General features: G+C 71.3%; 16 protein-coding genes. 10 read left to right on the top strand and 6 right to left on the bottom strand.

Translation table 11 applies throughout. The features are described 5' to 3' along the window. Positions 1 to 18: 18 nt before the first annotated feature. On the top strand, positions 19 to 1,245 hold the full coding sequence (gene glgC, locus ACFQPD_RS12030; protein WP_385900932.1) for a glucose-1-phosphate adenylyltransferase: 1,227 nt from the start codon (positions 19 to 21) through the stop codon (positions 1,243 to 1,245). 67 nt (positions 1,246 to 1,312) lie between these two features. Here glgC and ACFQPD_RS12025 read toward each other — a convergent pair whose 3' ends face one another. After that, the gene (locus ACFQPD_RS12025; RefSeq protein ID WP_385900931.1) at positions 1,313 to 1,966 is read right to left on the bottom strand and encodes an O-methyltransferase; all 654 of its coding nucleotides are present in this window, start codon (positions 1,964 to 1,966) and stop codon (positions 1,313 to 1,315) included. Positions 1,967 to 2,060: 94 nt separating this feature from the next. Here ACFQPD_RS12025 and dapA point away from each other — a divergent pair, with 94 nt between their 5' ends. From dapA to ACFQPD_RS12005, 4 genes are all read left to right on the top strand, one after another. Further along, positions 2,061 to 2,963, top strand: coding sequence for a 4-hydroxy-tetrahydrodipicolinate synthase (gene dapA / locus ACFQPD_RS12020; RefSeq protein WP_385900930.1), 903 nt, complete (start codon positions 2,061 to 2,063; stop codon positions 2,961 to 2,963). Between the two features lie 106 nt (positions 2,964 to 3,069). Then, positions 3,070 to 3,651, top strand: a complete 582-nt coding sequence (gene sigE, locus ACFQPD_RS12015; RefSeq protein WP_385900929.1) for an RNA polymerase sigma factor SigE — start codon at positions 3,070 to 3,072, stop codon at positions 3,649 to 3,651. Between the two features lie 6 nt (positions 3,652 to 3,657). Beyond that, entirely contained in the window at positions 3,658 to 5,076 is a 1,419-nt protein-coding gene (locus tag ACFQPD_RS12010) for an anti-sigma factor family protein (RefSeq protein WP_385900928.1), read from the top strand. 29 nt (positions 5,077 to 5,105) lie between these two features. Next, a complete protein-coding gene (locus ACFQPD_RS12005) occupies positions 5,106 to 5,507 on the top strand; it encodes a sec-independent translocase (protein ID WP_385900927.1) in 402 nt (133 codons plus the stop codon). Between the two features lie 11 nt (positions 5,508 to 5,518). Here ACFQPD_RS12005 and ACFQPD_RS12000 read toward each other — a convergent pair whose 3' ends face one another. The 4 genes from ACFQPD_RS12000 to ACFQPD_RS11985 all read right to left on the bottom strand — a co-directional run bounded on the left by ACFQPD_RS12000 (position 5,519) and on the right by ACFQPD_RS11985 (position 8,863). Continuing rightward, positions 5,519 to 6,673 (bottom strand): Mrp/NBP35 family ATP-binding protein, encoded by a 1,155-nt coding sequence (locus ACFQPD_RS12000; protein WP_385901079.1) that lies wholly within the window; start codon positions 6,671 to 6,673, stop codon positions 5,519 to 5,521. Positions 6,674 to 6,741: 68 nt separating this feature from the next. Next, positions 6,742 to 7,080, bottom strand: coding sequence for a hypothetical protein (locus ACFQPD_RS11995; RefSeq protein WP_385900925.1), 339 nt, complete (start codon positions 7,078 to 7,080; stop codon positions 6,742 to 6,744). A gap of 3 nt (positions 7,081 to 7,083) precedes the next feature. Next, positions 7,084 to 7,584, bottom strand: coding sequence for a DUF1003 domain-containing protein (locus ACFQPD_RS11990; protein WP_385900923.1), 501 nt, complete (start codon positions 7,582 to 7,584; stop codon positions 7,084 to 7,086). Continuing rightward, entirely contained in the window at positions 7,577 to 8,863 is a 1,287-nt protein-coding gene (locus tag ACFQPD_RS11985; RefSeq protein WP_385900922.1) for a magnesium transporter MgtE N-terminal domain-containing protein, read from the bottom strand. Before ACFQPD_RS11985 ends, ACFQPD_RS11990 begins: the two co-directional genes overlap by 8 nt. 31 nt (positions 8,864 to 8,894) lie before the next feature. Here ACFQPD_RS11985 and ACFQPD_RS11980 point away from each other — a divergent pair, with 31 nt between their 5' ends. From ACFQPD_RS11980 to ACFQPD_RS11970, 3 genes are all read left to right on the top strand, one after another. Beyond that, complete coding sequence (locus ACFQPD_RS11980; protein WP_385900921.1) at positions 8,895 to 9,806, top strand: HpcH/HpaI aldolase/citrate lyase family protein; 912 nt, start codon at positions 8,895 to 8,897, stop codon at positions 9,804 to 9,806. Beyond that, positions 9,806 to 10,300: a general stress protein gene (locus tag ACFQPD_RS11975; RefSeq protein ID WP_385900920.1), complete on the top strand. Its 495-nt coding sequence runs from the start codon at positions 9,806 to 9,808 to the stop codon at positions 10,298 to 10,300. The genes ACFQPD_RS11980 and ACFQPD_RS11975 overlap by 1 nt, the downstream gene beginning before the upstream one ends. 195 nt (positions 10,301 to 10,495) lie before the next feature. Beyond that, positions 10,496 to 11,320, top strand: a complete 825-nt coding sequence (locus tag ACFQPD_RS11970; RefSeq protein WP_385900918.1) for an alpha/beta fold hydrolase — start codon at positions 10,496 to 10,498, stop codon at positions 11,318 to 11,320. 21 nt (positions 11,321 to 11,341) lie between these two features. Here the strand turns inward: ACFQPD_RS11970 and ACFQPD_RS11965 are convergent, their stop codons facing one another. Next, positions 11,342 to 12,799 carry an aminopeptidase P family protein gene (locus ACFQPD_RS11965; RefSeq protein WP_385900916.1) on the bottom strand — a complete coding sequence of 486 codons (1,458 nt, stop codon included), beginning with the start codon at positions 12,797 to 12,799 and terminating at the stop codon, positions 11,342 to 11,344. A 39-nt stretch (positions 12,800 to 12,838) separates the two neighbouring features. Here ACFQPD_RS11965 and coaA point away from each other — a divergent pair, with 39 nt between their 5' ends. Beyond that, entirely contained in the window at positions 12,839 to 13,822 is a 984-nt protein-coding gene (gene coaA, locus ACFQPD_RS11960; protein WP_385900915.1) for a type I pantothenate kinase, read from the top strand. 67 nt (positions 13,823 to 13,889) lie between these two features. Continuing rightward, on the top strand, positions 13,890 to 15,722 hold the full coding sequence (gene glmS / locus ACFQPD_RS11955; RefSeq protein ID WP_353081386.1) for a glutamine--fructose-6-phosphate transaminase (isomerizing): 1,833 nt from the start codon (positions 13,890 to 13,892) through the stop codon (positions 15,720 to 15,722). The last annotated feature ends 17 nt before the right edge of the window (positions 15,723 to 15,739 follow it).

Below are 15,739 nucleotides of genomic sequence, written 5' to 3'. Positions count from 1 at the left end.
TGGCAATAGGTTCGGGCCATGGCTGCACGTCCCAAGATCTTGTCCATCGTCCTGGCCGGGGGTGAGGGAAAGCGGCTGATGCCGCTGACGGCGGACCGGGCTAAGCCGGCTGTCCCCTTCGGCGGAACCTATCGCCTCATCGACTTCGTCCTGTCGAACCTCGCGAACTCCAACCTGCGGCAGATCGCCGTCCTGACCCAGTACAAGTCGCACTCGCTCGACCGGCACATCTCCAAGACGTGGCGCTTCTCCACCATGCTGGGCAACTACGTCGCCCCCGTGCCGGCCCAGCAGCGCCTCGGGCCGCGCTGGTACCAGGGCAGCGCCGACGCGATCTACCAGTCGCTCAACCTCATCCGCGACGCCGACCCCGACTACATCGTCGTCTTCGGGGCCGACAACATCTACCGGATGGACATCGAGCACATGATCGACGCCCACATCGACTCCGGGCTGGGCGCCACCGTCGCCGGGATCCGCGTGCCGCGCAGCGAGGCGTCGGCCTTCGGCATCATCGACGCCGCGGCCGACAAGAAGATCAAGAGCTTCCTGGAGAAGCCCGCCGATCCGCCGGGCCTGCCGGACTCGCCCGACGAGTCGTTCGCCTCCATGGGCAACTACGTGTTCTCGAGCAAGGCTCTCGTCGAGGCGCTGCGCGCCGACGCCGAGGACCCGACGGCGCGCCACGACATGGGCGGCGACATCATCCCGTGGTTCACCGAGCAGGGGCAGTCGCAGGTCTACGACTTCAAGGACAACGTCGTGCCGGGCGCGACCGAGAAGGACGTCAACTACTGGCGGGACGTGGGGACCATCGACGCGTTCCACGAGGCCCACATGGACCTCGTCAACGTGGAGCCGGAGTTCAACCTGTACAACGACGAGTGGCCCATCTGGACCGACCAGGTCCAGGCGCCGGGCGCGAAGTTCGTCATCCGGGGCCGGGCCGAGGACTCGATCGTCACGGCCGGCTGCATCATCTCCGGCGGCGAGGTCGACCGCACCGTGCTGAGCCCCAACGTACACGTGGACAAGTGGGCGCAGGTTTCCGACTCGGTCCTGATGGACTCGGTGAAGATCGGCAAGAACGCCGTCGTGCGCCGGGCGATCCTCGACAAGTACGTCGTCGTGCCCGACGGAGTGCAGATCGGCGTGGACCACGAGCATGACCGGGCCCGCGGGTTCGTCGTGTCCGAGGGCGGCATCACGGTCGTGGGCAAGAACGTGGAGGTGGTCCGGGACTGACAGCGGACCCCTACGACATCGGCCCCCTCACCCGTCGCGGGGGAGGGGGCCGATTCGCGTCGGTGAGTCAGTTCTTGACAGCCAGGAGCAGCCCGTTGCCCACCGGCAGCAGCGCGCGCGTGTAGGCCTCCGTCGTGGCGACGGCGTCGAGCGCCTCGCGGATGATGATCGCCTCGTCGGACTCGTCCGCCTCGTCGGCGACCCGGTTGTACCAGAGGACGTCGTGGACCAGGAGCAGCCCGCCGGGACGCAGCAGGCGCAGGGCGCCCGCGACGTACTCGACGTACTCGAGCTTGTCGCCGTTGATGAACACGATGTCGTAGGCGGCATCGCGCAGCTTGGGCATGATCTCGATCGGGGACCCGGCGATGAGGCGGAACCGCGACGACGGGATGCCGGCCGCGACGAAGTACCGCCGGGCGGGGAGCTGGTTATCGGCCTCGACGTCGATCGACGTCAGCACGCCGTCGTGCCCCATGCCCTCCAGGAAGGCGAGGCCGGAGGCGCCCATGAGCGTGCCCACCTCGACGACGGCGCGCGCCCCGACGGCACGCGTGAGCGCGGTCAGGGTGGCGGCGACCCCGGGCGTGATGGTGCTGAGGCCGGCGAGCGTGGCTTCGTCGCGCGCGGCGGCGACGTGCTCGCTCGTCGGCGCGTGGTCCTCGGCGAAGGCCCAGCTGTCGGCGGTGGGGGGCTCGAGGTGATTTCCAGGCGTGTTCACGCCGCCAGCCTAGCGAGTGGTCAGGCGCGTGTGGCGCGTGGCCGCGAGACCCGACCCCGGACCCGCCCGCCGGTTCGCGGTTAAGATGACGCGCATGACAGACGACGACATGCAGCCGGTCTTCGGGCGCGTCCTGACGGCGATGGTCACCCCGTTCACGGCGGACGGCTCGGAGGTGGACTACGCGCAGGTCGCGCGCCTCGCGGCGCATCTGGTCGACGACCTCGGCAACGACGGTCTCGTCGTCAACGGCACCACCGGTGAGTCGCCCACCACCACGGACCTCGAGAAGCAGCGGGTGCTCGACGCCGTCGTCACCGCGGTGGGGGACCGGGCCAGCGTCGTGGCCGGTGTCGGTACCTTCTCCACGCGGCACTCGATCGAGCTGGCGCGCCAGGCGGCGGACGTCGGCGTCGACGGGCTGCTCGTCGTCACCCCGTACTACTCGCGCCCGCCGGCCGACGCCCTGGAGGACCACTTCGTCGCGGTCGCGGACGCCACTGACCTCCCGGTGATGCTCTACGACATCCCGCACCGCGCGGGCATCGCCATCCCCGAGGACATGCTCATCCGGCTCGACGCGCATCCCCGCATCCGGGCCGTCAAGGACGCCAAGGGCAGCATCGTGTCGAGCGCGGTCGTGTTGGCGCGCACCAACCTGGCCTACTACGCGGGGGACGACGCCTTCCTGCTCCCGCTGCTGAGCGTGGGCGGGGTGGGCGTCGTCGGGACCTCGTCGCACTTCACCGCGGCCGCCGCGCGCCGGATCATCGACCTCTACCTGGCGGGCCGGGTGGAGGAGGCGGTCGAGGCGAACCGGGAGGCGCTGCCGGCCTTCCAGGGCATCTTCGCCACCCAGGGTTGCATGATGGTCAAGGCGGTCCTGGCCGAGCGCGGTTTCGACGCCGGCCCGTGCCGGGCGCCCATGGGGGTCCCGGACCCGGAGGTCGTGACGCGCTACGCCACCCTGCTGGAGAACCTCGGCTTCCACGCCTGACGGGAACAAACCCGGCCCTCCGGGCGTTTAACTCTAGAGGCCGCGGGTACCTTCACAGGTGCGGCACAGGTTCGGCTGTCAGGCTGGGTTCATGGAGAGGCGAGGCATGTTCGGAGGCACTCGATCGGCGAAGGCCGTTCAGGAGCCCGGCTGGACCGCGCCCACCTGGCAGGAGCTGGTGCGCGACCACTCGGCGCAGGTGTACCGCCTCGCCTACCGCCTGACGGGCAATCAGCACGACGCGGAGGACCTCACACAGGACGTCTTCGTGCGAGTGTTCCGCTCCATCCACACGTTCCAGCCCGGCACGCTCGAGGGCTGGCTGCACCGCATCACGACCAACCTCTTCCTCGACCAGGCCCGCCGCCGGCAGCGCATCCGCATGGACGCGCTCAGCGCCGCCCCGGACCATGTGTGGGGTTCCGCCAGCGGCCCGGACGAGCTCCACGACGACGCTGAACTCGACGCGGATGTCGCCGCCGCCCTCCGCTCCCTGAACCCGGAACAGCGCGTCGCGGTGGTCCTGTGCGACATCGAGGGCATGAGCTACGAGGAGATCGCGAAGGTCCTCGACGTCAAGCTGGGCACTGTCCGCAGCCGGATCGCGCGCGGCCGCGCGGCCCTCCGCGACGCCCTCGCCCACCGCGCACCGACCGACGGCCGCACCAGGTACCTCGGAGTGTCCTGATCCGCCGTGAGCCGCTGCGACCGCATCCGACCAGACCTCTCGGCGTTCGCCGACGGGACCCTGCCGCCCCGGCGCTGGGAACAGGTCAGCTACCACCTGGCCGGATGCCGTAGCTGCCGCGATGAGGTCGCCGAGATCAGCCGCGTCTGCAGCACGCTCAGCCTCTGCAGCCGCTCGGTCGCGCCGGAGACGCTGACGGCCCGCCTCGAATCCATCGCCGGGGAACACTCCGCCGCCCCCCTCTACATGGCCTCCGGCCCCGGAGACCTGCCCTCGACCCGGCGGCGCCGGGTGCGGCTCGCGGCCCAGTCCGGAGCCGCGCTCCTCGCCGTGATGCTGTCGGCCGTCATGCTCGCCGTCCTCGTCGCACCGGATCCCGTCCGCCTGGCGGATCCCGTCAAGGCCGCCCGCGAGCAGTACTCGATGTCCACCGCCGCCATCAGTAGCACGGAGGCGGTCGGGGCCGTCCTCCTCGCGCACGAGCGCGGCGCCGATCTGGGCGAACCCACCTCCTACGCGCGCCGGGCCGCGCCCGGCGCGGGGACGCGGCTGACGCCCGAGGAAGCCGCAGCACTGCTGCGGACCGCCACCGCCGCCGACCTCACCCTGAGCGGCGTCCAGCGCGTGTGGATCTCCGACGGGGAGGGCCGCTACCGGACCGCCGACGTCCGCACCACCAAGGTGCGGGGGGAGGGTGCCCAGCTGGAGGTCATGGACGCGCGCGGTGACCGCTTCAGTTCCAGCTTCCTGCCCCAGTTCGGCGCAACCCCCGTGGACGCGCCCGACGGGTGGCGGTTCTCGCTCGGCACCCTGCCCGAGCAGGTGGCGGGCCGCGCCGCCGTGCGACTCGTCGCCACCGACGACGGCCGCGCCGTCGCCAGCTGGTGGATCGACGCCGTCGCGCACCTCGTGCTGTGGGCCGAGCGCTACGACAGCGGCGGCGCCGTGAGCCTCGCGGCCGGCTACACGCAGCTGACCCTCGGCAGCGCGGAGTTCCACGACGACGGCCTCACGCAGCTCATCTCGGTCCAGCCCGCCAGCGCGAGCCAGACCGAGGGGTGGTGCGTCGGACCCGCCAGCTGCCCCCTGACCCTGGCCGGTCTGCCGATGGTCGCCTACTCGTCCACCGAGCGCCGTGGGGCCACCTCCATGAACCTCGTCTACTCCGACGGCTTCCAGACGGCCGTCGTCGGGTGGACCGACGGCGTGCTCGGCGACGACGTCACGTCGCAGGCTGACCAGTCCGCCGGCCTACCGGCCGTCAACGTCTGGCAGTCGGGTCCCGCCGTGATCTCGGTGACGACCAACGGATCCCCGGAGCTGATGGCGGCGATCCGGGAGGAACTGCCGGGCGAGGAGCCGTGCGTCCTCACGCTCCGCGACCGCGTCGCCGCCGGCCTGGTCCGCCTCCTCGGCGGGGAGTGAGCCGCGGCCGACGCGCTACCCTAGGCCCTGTGTTCGGCATCGACGCGGTAGACCTGGTCATCATCCTCGTGCTGGGCGTCGTCATGTTCGGACCTGAGCGGCTGCCCGAGTACTCGCGCAAGGCGGCGCGCGTGTTCGTGTATCTCCGGGACGTGGCGAACAACGCCAAGACCACCCTGCGGGGCGAGCTGGGCCCCGAGTACGCGGACCTGGAGCTGCGCGACCTGCATCCCAAGACGTTCATCGCCAAGCACATGCGCGAGGAGGTCGCCGCGATCGACGAGGCCCGCCGCGAACTCGACGAGGCGCGCCGCACCGTCACCGACACCGTGCACGACGCGGGCGCCCAGGCAGACACGGTCATCGCGGCCGCACACCTGGAGCTGCCCGCGCCGGTGGCCGCCTCCCCGTTCGACCCGGAGGCGACCTGACGCCGAACCGCTCAGGTGTTGAGCGGGAGCCTGGTCCCGACGAGCCCCCGCCGCCGCGCCGCGACCTCGCCCGCGAGCGCGACCATCGCCTGGGCCGCCGGATGCTCCGGATGCGTCTGGACGATGGGCCGGCCGGTGTCTCCGCCCGCGAGCAGCGTCTCGTCGAAGGGGATCTGGGCCAGTAGCGGCACCTCGTAGACGAGGCGGTCGGTCAGTGCCTCCGCGACGACCGTGCCGCCGCCCGACCCGAACAGCTCCAGGCGGTGCGTCTCGCTGCAGTGCGGGCAGGTGGTCTCCAGCCAGCTCATGTTCTCCACCACACCGAGGACGCGCTGCTCCATGATGTGCGCCATGGTGCCGGCGCGCTCCGCCACCTCGGACGCCGCCGTCTGGGGGGTCGTCACGACGATGACCTCGGAGGTCGGGATCTTCTGTCCCAGCGACATCGCGACGTCACCCGTGCCCGGGGGGAGGTCGAGCAGCAGGTAGTCGAGGTCGCCCCAGTACACGTCTGCGAGCAGCTGGGTGAGGGCGCGGTCCAGGATGGGGCCGCGCCAGGCGACGACCTGGTCCCGCGAGGGCTTGAGCATACCGATCGAGATGACGCGAAGGCCCCCGACGGCGGGCACCGGCATGATCATGTCGTCGACGACGGTGGGGCGGGCGTCGCCCAGGCCCAGCAGATCCGGGATGGAGTGGCCGTAGATGTCGGCGTCGAGGATGCCGACGGAGCGCCCCTGTGCCGCCAGGGCCAGCGCGAGGTTGACGGTCACGGACGACTTCCCGACGCCGCCCTTGCCGGACGCGATGGCCAGTACGCGGGTGAGGTTACCCGGCTGCGCGAACGGGATGACCCGCTGCGCCTGTCCGCCGCGCAGCATCGTGCGCATCGCCTCGCGCTGCTCGTCGTCCATCACCCCGAGGTCGACGGCGACGGAGCTGACGCCCTCGACCGCGGACACGGCCGTGGTGACGCGGGTGGTGATCTCGGAGCGCATGGGGCAGCCGGCGACGGTGAGCAGCACGCGCACCCGCACCGCCCCGTCGTCGGTCACCGCGAGGTCGTCGACCATGCCGAGGTCGGTGATGGGGCGGCGGATCTCTGGGTCCTCCACCTGGTGGAGGGCGGCACGGATGTGGGGCAGGAGCGGATGTTCGGTCACGATGTCCTTACTACGCGGCGACGGGCGTCGAGGCAAGTCTACGGATACCCACCCAGGGGTATAGACGGGGGTCAGCGCGAGCGCTCGTCGAGTGCGTCGCCCAGCAGGGCCACGCTGGTCGCCACGATCGACGGCAGCCAGAGGCCGGCGAGGCTGCCCAGGATGACGACGGCGGTGCCCAGCACCAGGGACAGCGCCAGCCGCTCGCGGTAGCGCAGCCGGGCGGGGGATCCTGGGGCCAGCAGCCGGAACCACAGGGCCGCGACCACGGCCACCAGGAGGGCCGCGCTGGCCGCGCCCACCCACCATCCGCCCGCGATGCGCCACAGCGACACGGCTCCGAGCGCGGCGATCGCCAGCTGGCCCACCAGTCGCACGATCCCGAACCAGCGGATCCGATCAGTTGTCATCGGTCAGGACTCGTCCCTCTGCTCGGCGGTGCGCTCCAGCCGTTCGGCCAGCTCCCGCAGCTCGGTGCGCAGCTCGCCGCGGACGAAGTCGCGGGTCGCGAGCTCGCCGAGGTTCATGCGGATCGACGCGATCTCGCGGGCCAGGAAGTCCATGTCCGCCCGGGACTGCGCCGCGATGCGACGGTCCTCGTCCAGGCTCAGCTTGTCGCGCACCTCCTGGCGGTTCTGCGCCAGCAGGATGAGGGGCGCCGAGTAGGACGCCTGCGTGGAGAAGAACAGGTTGAGCAGGATGAACGGGTAGGGGTCCCACCGCAGCCCGAACAGCCCGATGAGGTTGATCGTCACCCACACGATGACGAAGACCGTCATGTAGACGAGGAACTTCGCGGTGCCCATGAACCGGGCGAAGCTCTCGGCGAACACGCCGAAGGTCTCGGAGTCCACCGACACGCGCGGCAGCCAGCCGCGCGTCCCCGGCTGCGACAGCGGGTTGCGCTCAGCCATGGCTCACCTCGGCGTTGCCGAGGTCGGTGGCCTCCACCTCGTCCATCTGCTCGCCGCGCCAGTCGTCGGGCAGCATGTGGTCGAGCACGTCGTCGACGGTCACCGCGCCCAGCAGGTGCCCGTCCTCGTTGACGACGGGCGCCACGACCAGGTTGTAGGTGGCGAAGAACCGGCTCACCTGCGTCAGCGGGTCGGCGGGCGACATGGGTTCGAGGTCGCGGTCGAGAAGCGTGGCCACCAGCGTCGTCGGCGGCTCGCGTAGCAGGCGTTGCAGGTGGGCGGCGCCCACATAGCGGCCCGTGGGGGTCTCCAACGGCGGGCGCGTCACGAACACCATGGAGGCGAGCGCCGGGGTCAGGGACTCCTCCCGCGCCAGCGCGAGGGCCTGCGCGACCGTGGCGTCGGTGTCGACGACGATCGGTTCGGGGGTCATCATGCCGCCCGCGGTGTACTCCTCGTAGACCAGCAGGCGCCGCACGTCGGCGGACTCCTCGGGCTCCATGCGCTGCAGGAGTTCCTCGGCCACGTCGGAGGGCAGGTCCCGGATGAGGTCGGCGGCGTCGTCGGGGTCCATCTCGGCGAGCACGTCGGCCGCGCGCTCGGTGTCCAGCGCGGAGATGATGTCGATCTGCTCGTCCTCGGGCAGCTCCTCGATCGCCTCGGCCAGCGTCTCGTCGTCGAGGGCCTCGACGACGGCCGCCAGCGACTCGGGCTCCAGGTCGTGCAGCTCCTTGGCGACGTCGGCGGGCTTCATCTCCGAGAACTCGGCGATGAGGTTAGCGGCGGTCCGGCCGGTGGACAGGATGAGCCCCGGGATCTCGCGCCAGGACACGATCTGCGGCGCACTGCGGCTGCCGAACCCGAAGCGCCCGGCGCCCCCAGACGAGCGCAGCGCCACGGAGTCCAGCTCCCACTCCCGGTTGCGGACCATGTGCATGGACACGTCGAGGATGCGGGTGGGCCGCGCGCGCTCCAACGGCCGGTCGAACAGGTCGGCGGCGACCAGCATCTCGGCCTCGCGCCGCTGGAACCGCCGGGCGTCGACCTGGCCCGTGATCGCGACCTGGTTCGGCGTGATGTCGTGGACCCGGATCATGGGCACGAAGATGCGCGCCCGCGCGAACAACTCGGCCACGAGGCCCTTGACGCGCGGGGCGCGGCCGTCGCTGCGCAGGTAGCACACGACGTCCTTGACGCGGCCGACCTGGTCGCCGGCGGCGTCGACGATGGGAAGGCCGATGACCCGCGAGACGAAAACCTGCGTATCTTTGGCGACCATAGGGCAAATCTAACCGCAAGGACCCGCCGCCATGACCCACCGACCCGCCCGCGGCCGTCGCACCGTGCTGTCGGTGCCGGCGTCCAGCGACCGGTTCATCGACAAGTCGCGTCGCCTGGCCGTCGACCAGGTGTTCCTCGACCTTGAGGACGGTGTCGCGGCGGCGGCCAAGGACGACGCCCGCGCCCGCGCCGTCGCGGCGCTCCGCGCCGGGGGCTGGACGGCGCCGACGGTGTCGGTGCGCGTCAACGGCTGGGCCACCGTGTGGACGCACCGGGACGTGATCGACCTGGTGACCGGGGCCGGGGAGCTTCTGGACACCGTGCTGCTGCCCAAGGTCGAGGGACCGGGCCATGTGGAGGCGCTCGACCTGCTCCTCACGCAGCTCGAGCGGGCCGCCGGGCTCGAGGTCGGCCGCATCGGCATCGAGGCCCTCATCGAGGACGCCGGCGCACTGGTCCGCGCCGACGCCATCGCGGCGTCGAGCCCGCGGCTGGAGGCGCTGCACCTTGGCCCGGGGGACATGATGGCGGCCCTGGGCATGCCCTCCCTGCAGGTCGGCGGCCTCGTCGACGGCTATCCCGGGGACGCGCTGCACCACGTGTACGGCCGCATCCTCGTGGCGGCGCGCGCCCGCGGGCTGCAGGCGGTCGACGGGCCGTACGTCGCCGTCCGCGACGAGGAGGGGTTCCGCGCCGCTGCCAAGCGCGCGGCGGCGCTCGGCTATGACGGCAAGTGGGTGCTGCACCCGGCCCAGGTGGCGGCGGGGACCGAGATCTTCACGCCCGACGACGAGACCGTCGCGCGGGCCGAGGCGATGGTGGCCGTGGCCGCCAGGGCCGCCGACGAGCGCGTCGGGGCGGTCATGCTCAACGACGAAATGGTCGACGAGGCGGGCGTAAGCTTGGCGAAAGCCACCCTGGCACGCATACGGAGGACCTGATGACCGAGCCAATGAGCAGCCGACTCATGCAGTTGAACTACCCGCAGCACGTCGCCGAGTTCGTCACCTACGAGGAGGCGCAGTCGGCGGTGGACTACCTGGCGGACCAGAAGTTCCCCGTGGAGAACCTGCTCATCGTCGGGACCAACCTCAAGCTCCTGGAACGCGTCACCGGCCGGCGCACGTGGGCCACCGTGCTGGCGGAAGGCGCGCTGTCCGGCCTCACCACCGGCCTGTTCGTCGGCGTCATGCTCATGCTGTTCAGCGGCAACGGCACCTTCGCGATGCTGTACGTCGGCCTGGCCATGGGCGTGGCGTTCGGCATCCTGGCCCGCATGTTGGCGCACGCGCTCACCGGCGGAAAGCGGGACTTCAATTCGGCGCGGGTCACGGTCGCGACTCGCTACGAGGTGCTGGCCGAGCACAAGGTCGCCCAGCAGGCCCGCGACATGCTCGCCGAGCGCCCCGGCGCGCGCGCCGCGATGTTCGAGTGAGCGACGCCGCCACCGCCACGTACTGGGACGTGCGCTACGCGCACCCCAACCACGTCTTCGGGTACCGCCCCAACGACTTCCTCCGCCAGGAGGCCCGGTAGGGCCTGGCCTCCGTTGTCCAGGCCTTGGGGCTCAAGGCCTGAGGCCCTCCGGTAGGTTCTTCCTCAACACCCGTGTCGCCCTGAGGAGTTCACGATGGATCTGAACTGGACGTACTACAACCCGGACACCCCCGCCGAGCGGGTGCTGCTCGTCGGCCCCAGCCTGGGCGGGAACGCGGCCCACCAGTGGACGCGGGTGGCAGCCGAGCTCATCGACGACGCGCGGGTGGTGTTCGTCGACCTGCCCGGCACCGGCCTGGGGGCCGTCTGGGACGATGCCGACGAGCCGACGCTGGACGCCGTCGCGGCCGGGATCGCCCGCGTGGCAGCCGAGGTCCGCGCGGATCTCGGCGCCGACCTGCCCGTCTACTTCGCGGGGCTGTCCATCTCCGGCGCCACCGCGCTGCACCTGGCCCGCGACCACGCCGACGAGTTCTCCGGCGTCGTGGTCGTGGCGTCCGCCGCGACGGTCGGCGAGCCCGCCCGCTGGCTCGAGCGCGCCGACCAGGTCGAGGCCACCGGCACGCAGCAGCTGGTCGAGGAGACCACCAAGCGCTGGTTCACGCCGATGTTCCGGGCGCAGCAGCCGGCCGTCGTCGACGTCATCATGGAGGGCCTGTCGGTGGCCGACGACCACTCCTACGCACAGCTGTGTCGGGCGCTCGCCGCGCACGACGTGCGCGACGACCTGCCCTACATCACCCTGCCCGTCGTCATGGTGGCCGGCGAGCGCGACACCTCGACGCCCATCGCGAACGTCGAGCTGGTGGCCGAGACCGTGCAGCGCGGCGAGCTGCACGTCGTGCCCGAGGCGGCCCACCAGGTGACGGTCTGCCGGCCGGCGGACGTGGCGCGGATCATCCGCGGCCTGTTCACGCGCGGGCAGACCTCGAAGGTCGTCTCTGAGTCCGCGGACTGACCCGGCGCGGGCCGCGGGGCCTCAGCCCCGCAGCCCGGCCATCCACCTCTCGACGTCGTCCGCGTCCCGCGGGAGCGCGGCCGAGAGGTTGACGGGGTCGCCGTCGGTGATGAGGATGTCGTCCTCGATGCGCACCCCGATGCCGCGGTACTCCTCGGGGACCAGCAGGTCGGTCGACTTGAAGTAGATGCCCGGCTCCACCGTGATGACCATGCCCGCGCGCAGCGTCCCGAGCCGGTAGTTCTCCGCCCGGGCCTGCGCGCAGTCGTGCACGTCGAGGCCGAGGTGATGGCTGGTGCCGTGCACCATCCAGCGGCGGTGCTGCCCGCCGTCGACCGACAGTGACACCTCCGGCGTCACCGGCAGGATCCCCAGCTCGGCGAAGAACTCGGCCAGCACCGTCACGGCGGCCTTGTGCACGTCGGCGAACAGGGCTCCGTCGCGGCACGCGGCGATGCCGGCGGTCTGCGCGGCGAGCACGGCGTCGTAGACGCGGCGCTGCGCGGTGCTGAACCGGCCGCCGACCGGCAGCGTGCGCGTCACGTCGGCGGTGTAGAGCGAGTCGACCTCCACGCCGGCGTCCAGCAGCAGCAGGTCTCCGTCGCTGAGGGCGCCGTCGTTGCGGATCCAGTGCAGCGTGTTGGCGTGGTCGCCGCCCGCCGCGATGGTGTCGTAGCCCACCGCGTTGCCCAGGTGCCGGGCGTGCAGGCCGAAGACGCCCTCGACCCAGCGTTCGCCGCGACCCAGTTCGACCGCACGGGGCAGCTCGCGCGCCACCGCCTCGAAGCCGACGGCCGTGGCCGCACAGGCCCGCTCGAGCTCCGCGATCTCGAACTCGTCCTTCACGAACCGCGCCTCGGAGGCCGCGCGCTCCAGTTCGGCGTCGACGTCGGTGTGCGGGTCCCCGTCGACCCCGGCCGGGTGCGCCACCCGCGCCGCGTCGACCTGGGCCGTGACGGCGGGATCGGCCCCGCGGATCACCCCGAAGGGGCCGCCGGACTCGCGGAGGGCCGCGTCGAGTTCGCGGATGTCTCGGCAGGTCAGGCCTGTGGCGGCCGACATCTCCTCGAGGGAGTCGCGCTGACCGACCCACATCTCCCCGTAGCGCGCGTCGGCGTAGAACTCGCGGTCGGTGCGGGGGGCGCGCGGGCGGAAGAACAGCGTGGCGTCGTCGTCCCGGACGACCAGCACGGCGTCAGGCTCGCGGTCCTCGCCGAGGCCGGTGTAGTACGCGAAGGCGCTGTGCGGCCGGAAGCGGTAGTCGGTGTCGTTGGAGCGGGTCTTCAGCGGGCCCGCCGGCAGGACGAGCGTCGCCGCGGGGAACTCGGCCACGAGCCGGCGCCGGCGCTCGGCGGCGTACTGGGCGGCCGGCAGGCGCTCGGGCAGCCGGTCCGGGTACGGCGCCCAGTCGCTGACGATGAAGGCCTTGAACTCCTCGGAGTACGGGTCGCGGCGGTTCTCGGAACGGTCGTCGGTCATGTCGCCACTGTACTTCGCGGCGTCGGGCGCCCCGCGGCGGTGACGCCGTCGCCTGTACGATGGCCGATCGACGCCGACGAAGGAGTGCAGGTGACCGGACCGTACGTGACGCTCGACCGACCCGCCTGGGCGGCGCTGGCCGACGCCACGCAGATCGACCTCGACGAGGCCACGCTGGACCGGCTGCGCGGCATCGGCGACCCCACCTCGAGTCGCGACATCGAGGAGGTCTACCGGCCGCTGACGCAGCTGCTGCACCTCTACATGGTCAACACCGGGCGGCTGTACTCCCAGAGCAACGACTTCCTGGGCCTCGACGTGGCGCGCACGCCGTTCGTCATCGCCGTGGCGGGGTCGGTGGCGGTCGGGAAGTCGACGGTGTCGCGGCTCCTGCAGGAGCTCCTGCGCCGCGCCCCCGGCCATCCGAAGGTCGACCTCATCACCACGGACGGCTTCCTGTACCCCAACGCCGAGCTGGAGCGTCGCGGGATCCTGCACCGCAAGGGGTTCCCGGAGTCCTATAACCGGCGGGCGCTGCTCGACTTCGTCGTGGACGTGAAGTCGGGCACCCCGCGCGTGCTGGCGCCCGTCTACAGCCACATGGTGTACGACATCGTCGAGGGCGAGCACATCGCTGTGGAGAGCCCCGACATCCTCATCATGGAGGGCCTCAACGTCCTCCAGCCGGCGCGTGTGGAGGCGGACGGCCGGCCGGGGCTCGCGGTCAGCGACTTCTTCGACTTCTCGGTCTTCGTCGACGCCGACGAGGCGCACATCCGCCAGTGGTTCCTCGAGCGCTTCCTGACGCTGCGCCGCACGGCGTTCACCGACGAGCGCAGCTACTTCCGGCGCTACGCCGAGCTGTCGGAGGCCGACGCCGTGGCCTTCGGCAGGCGGGTCTGGGAGGAGATCAACGGGCCCAACCTCCGGCACAACATCGCCCCCACCCGGGACCGCGCCACGGCCATCCTCGTCAAGGACGAGACGCACGCCGTCGACTCCATCCTCATCCGCAAGGTCTGAGCCCTCCGCCGGAGCCCGCCGCGCGGGGATGTCAAGAAACGCGCAATCATCATGTACGGTTTTCCGCGTGTGTGGAATCGTGGGATATGTCGGACAACGTGACGGACTCGATGTCGTACTGAGCGGCCTGCGTCGCTTGGAGTACCGCGGCTACGACTCGGCGGGCGTCGCCCTGCCCAGTGCGGGCCGCATCGAATGGCGCAAGAAGGCGGGCAAGATCGCCAACCTGGAGGCGGCCATCGAGGCGAACCCGCTCCCGTCGGGGCAGGTCGCCATCGGCCACACCCGGTGGGCCACCCACGGGGCGCCGACGGATCAGAACTCGCACCCGCACGTCGCCGACCGGGTGGCGATCGTCCACAACGGCATCATCGAGAACCACGACCAGCTGCGCGAGGAACTGCCCGGCGTCGAGTTCTCCTCCGAAACCGACTCCGAGGTGGCGGCCCACCTGCTGCGCCGCGAACTCGACGGCGGCGCGGACCTGCTCGCGGCCATGCGGACCGTGGTGGGCCGCCTGGAGGGCGCCTTCACGCTCGTCGCCGTCGACGCCCAGGACCCCGAGCGCATCGTGGCGGCCCGCCGCAACTCGCCGCTGGTGGTCGGGGTGGGCGAGGGGGAGTACTTCCTCGCCTCGGACGTCGCGGCGTTCATCGCCTACACCCGCGACGCGGTCGAGCTGGGCCAGGACCAGATCGTCGAGCTGACGCGCGACGGCGTCTCGGTCACCACCTTCGACGGCGCCCCCGCGGAGACCAAGGAGTTCCACGTCGACTGGGACCTCGAAGCCGCCCAGAAGCAGGGCTACGACTGGTACATGCGCAAGGAGATCTTCGAGCAGCCGCGCGCGGTGGCCGACACCCTGCTGGGCCGCCTCAACGAGCGCGGCGAGCTCATCCTCGACGAGATCCGGATCAGCCCCGAGACGCTGCGCCGGATCGACAAGATCGTCATCGTCGCCTGCGGCACCGCCTTCTACGCCGGCCTCGTGGCGAAGTACGCCATCGAACACTGGACCCGCATCCCCTGCGAGGTCGAGGTGGCCTCCGAGTTCCGCTACCGGGACCCGATCATCGACCCGATGACGCTGGTGGTCACCATCTCCCAGTCCGGTGAGACGGCGGACACGCTCATGGCGATCCGCCACGCCCGCGAACAAGGGGCCAAGGTCATCGCCATCTGCAACACCAACGGGGCCACGATCCCGCGCGAGTCCGACGCCGTCATCTACACCCACGCCGGCCCCGAGATCGGCGTCGCGTCGACCAAGGGCTTCACGACGCAGCTGGTGGCCTGCTACCTGCTGGGCCTCTACCTGGCCCAGGTGCGCGGCATGAAGTACGGCGACGAGATCGCGGCGCTGCTGCGTGAACTGGAGCGGATGCCCGAGGCCATCCAGGGCATGCTCGACAACCAGCAGCAGGTCCTCGATCTGGCGCGCGAGTTCGTCAACGAGCCGTCGGTGCTGTTCCTCGGCCGGCACGTGGGTTACCCCGTCGCGCTCGAGGGCGCCCTCAAGCTCAAGGAACTGGCCTACATCCACGCCGAGGGCTTCGCCGCCGGCGAGCTCAAGCACGGCCCGATCGCGCTCATCCGCGAGGACCTTCCCGTGTTCGTGGTCGTGCCGCCGCGGGGCCGCGACCAGCTGCGCGACAAGGTGGTGTCCAACATCGCCGAGGTGCGGGCCCGCGGCGCGAAGACGATCGTGCTGGCGGAGGCCGACGACGAGGAGGCGCGGGCCGCGGCGGCCGTGTTCATCGAGCTGCCCAAGCTCTCGACGCTCCTGCAGCCCGTGGCGGCGATCATCCCGCTGCAGCTGTTCGCGTGCGAACTGGCCACGGTGCAGGGCCACGACGTGGACCAGCCGCGCAACCTGGCCAAGTCGGTCACCGTCGAATAGCCCCGCCGCCTAGAGTG

The sequence above is a fragment of the Tessaracoccus sp. O5.2 genome (assembly GCF_964266725.1).
In the GTDB taxonomy this organism is placed as follows: Bacteria; Actinomycetota; Actinomycetes; order Propionibacteriales; family Propionibacteriaceae; genus Arachnia; species Arachnia lapidicapta.
The sequence above is the reverse complement of the archived record's forward strand: the minus strand, read 5'-3'. Positions and strand labels throughout refer to the sequence as shown.

What these genes read in the sequence shown, in the direction of transcription:
- glgC (WP_385900932.1), top strand. Translation starts at nt 19, where the DNA reads ATGGCTGCACGTCCCAAGATCTTGTCCATCGTCCTGGCCGGGGGTGAG.
- ACFQPD_RS11985 (WP_385900922.1), bottom strand. Translation starts at nt 8,863, where the DNA reads ATGGTCGCCAAAGATACGCAGGTTTTCGTCTCGCGGGTCATCGGCCTT.
- ACFQPD_RS11970 (WP_385900918.1), top strand. Translation starts at nt 10,496, where the DNA reads ATGGATCTGAACTGGACGTACTACAACCCGGACACCCCCGCCGAGCGG.
- sigE (WP_385900929.1), top strand. Translation starts at nt 3,070, where the DNA reads ATGTTCGGAGGCACTCGATCGGCGAAGGCCGTTCAGGAGCCCGGCTGG.
- ACFQPD_RS11990 (WP_385900923.1), bottom strand. Translation starts at nt 7,584, where the DNA reads ATGGCTGAGCGCAACCCGCTGTCGCAGCCGGGGACGCGCGGCTGGCTG.
- ACFQPD_RS11995 (WP_385900925.1), bottom strand. Translation starts at nt 7,080, where the DNA reads ATGACAACTGATCGGATCCGCTGGTTCGGGATCGTGCGACTGGTGGGC.
- ACFQPD_RS11965 (WP_385900916.1), bottom strand. Translation starts at nt 12,799, where the DNA reads ATGACCGACGACCGTTCCGAGAACCGCCGCGACCCGTACTCCGAGGAG.
- dapA (WP_385900930.1), top strand. Translation starts at nt 2,061, where the DNA reads ATGACAGACGACGACATGCAGCCGGTCTTCGGGCGCGTCCTGACGGCG.
- ACFQPD_RS11975 (WP_385900920.1), top strand. Translation starts at nt 9,806, where the DNA reads ATGACCGAGCCAATGAGCAGCCGACTCATGCAGTTGAACTACCCGCAG.
- ACFQPD_RS11980 (WP_385900921.1), top strand. Translation starts at nt 8,895, where the DNA reads ATGACCCACCGACCCGCCCGCGGCCGTCGCACCGTGCTGTCGGTGCCG.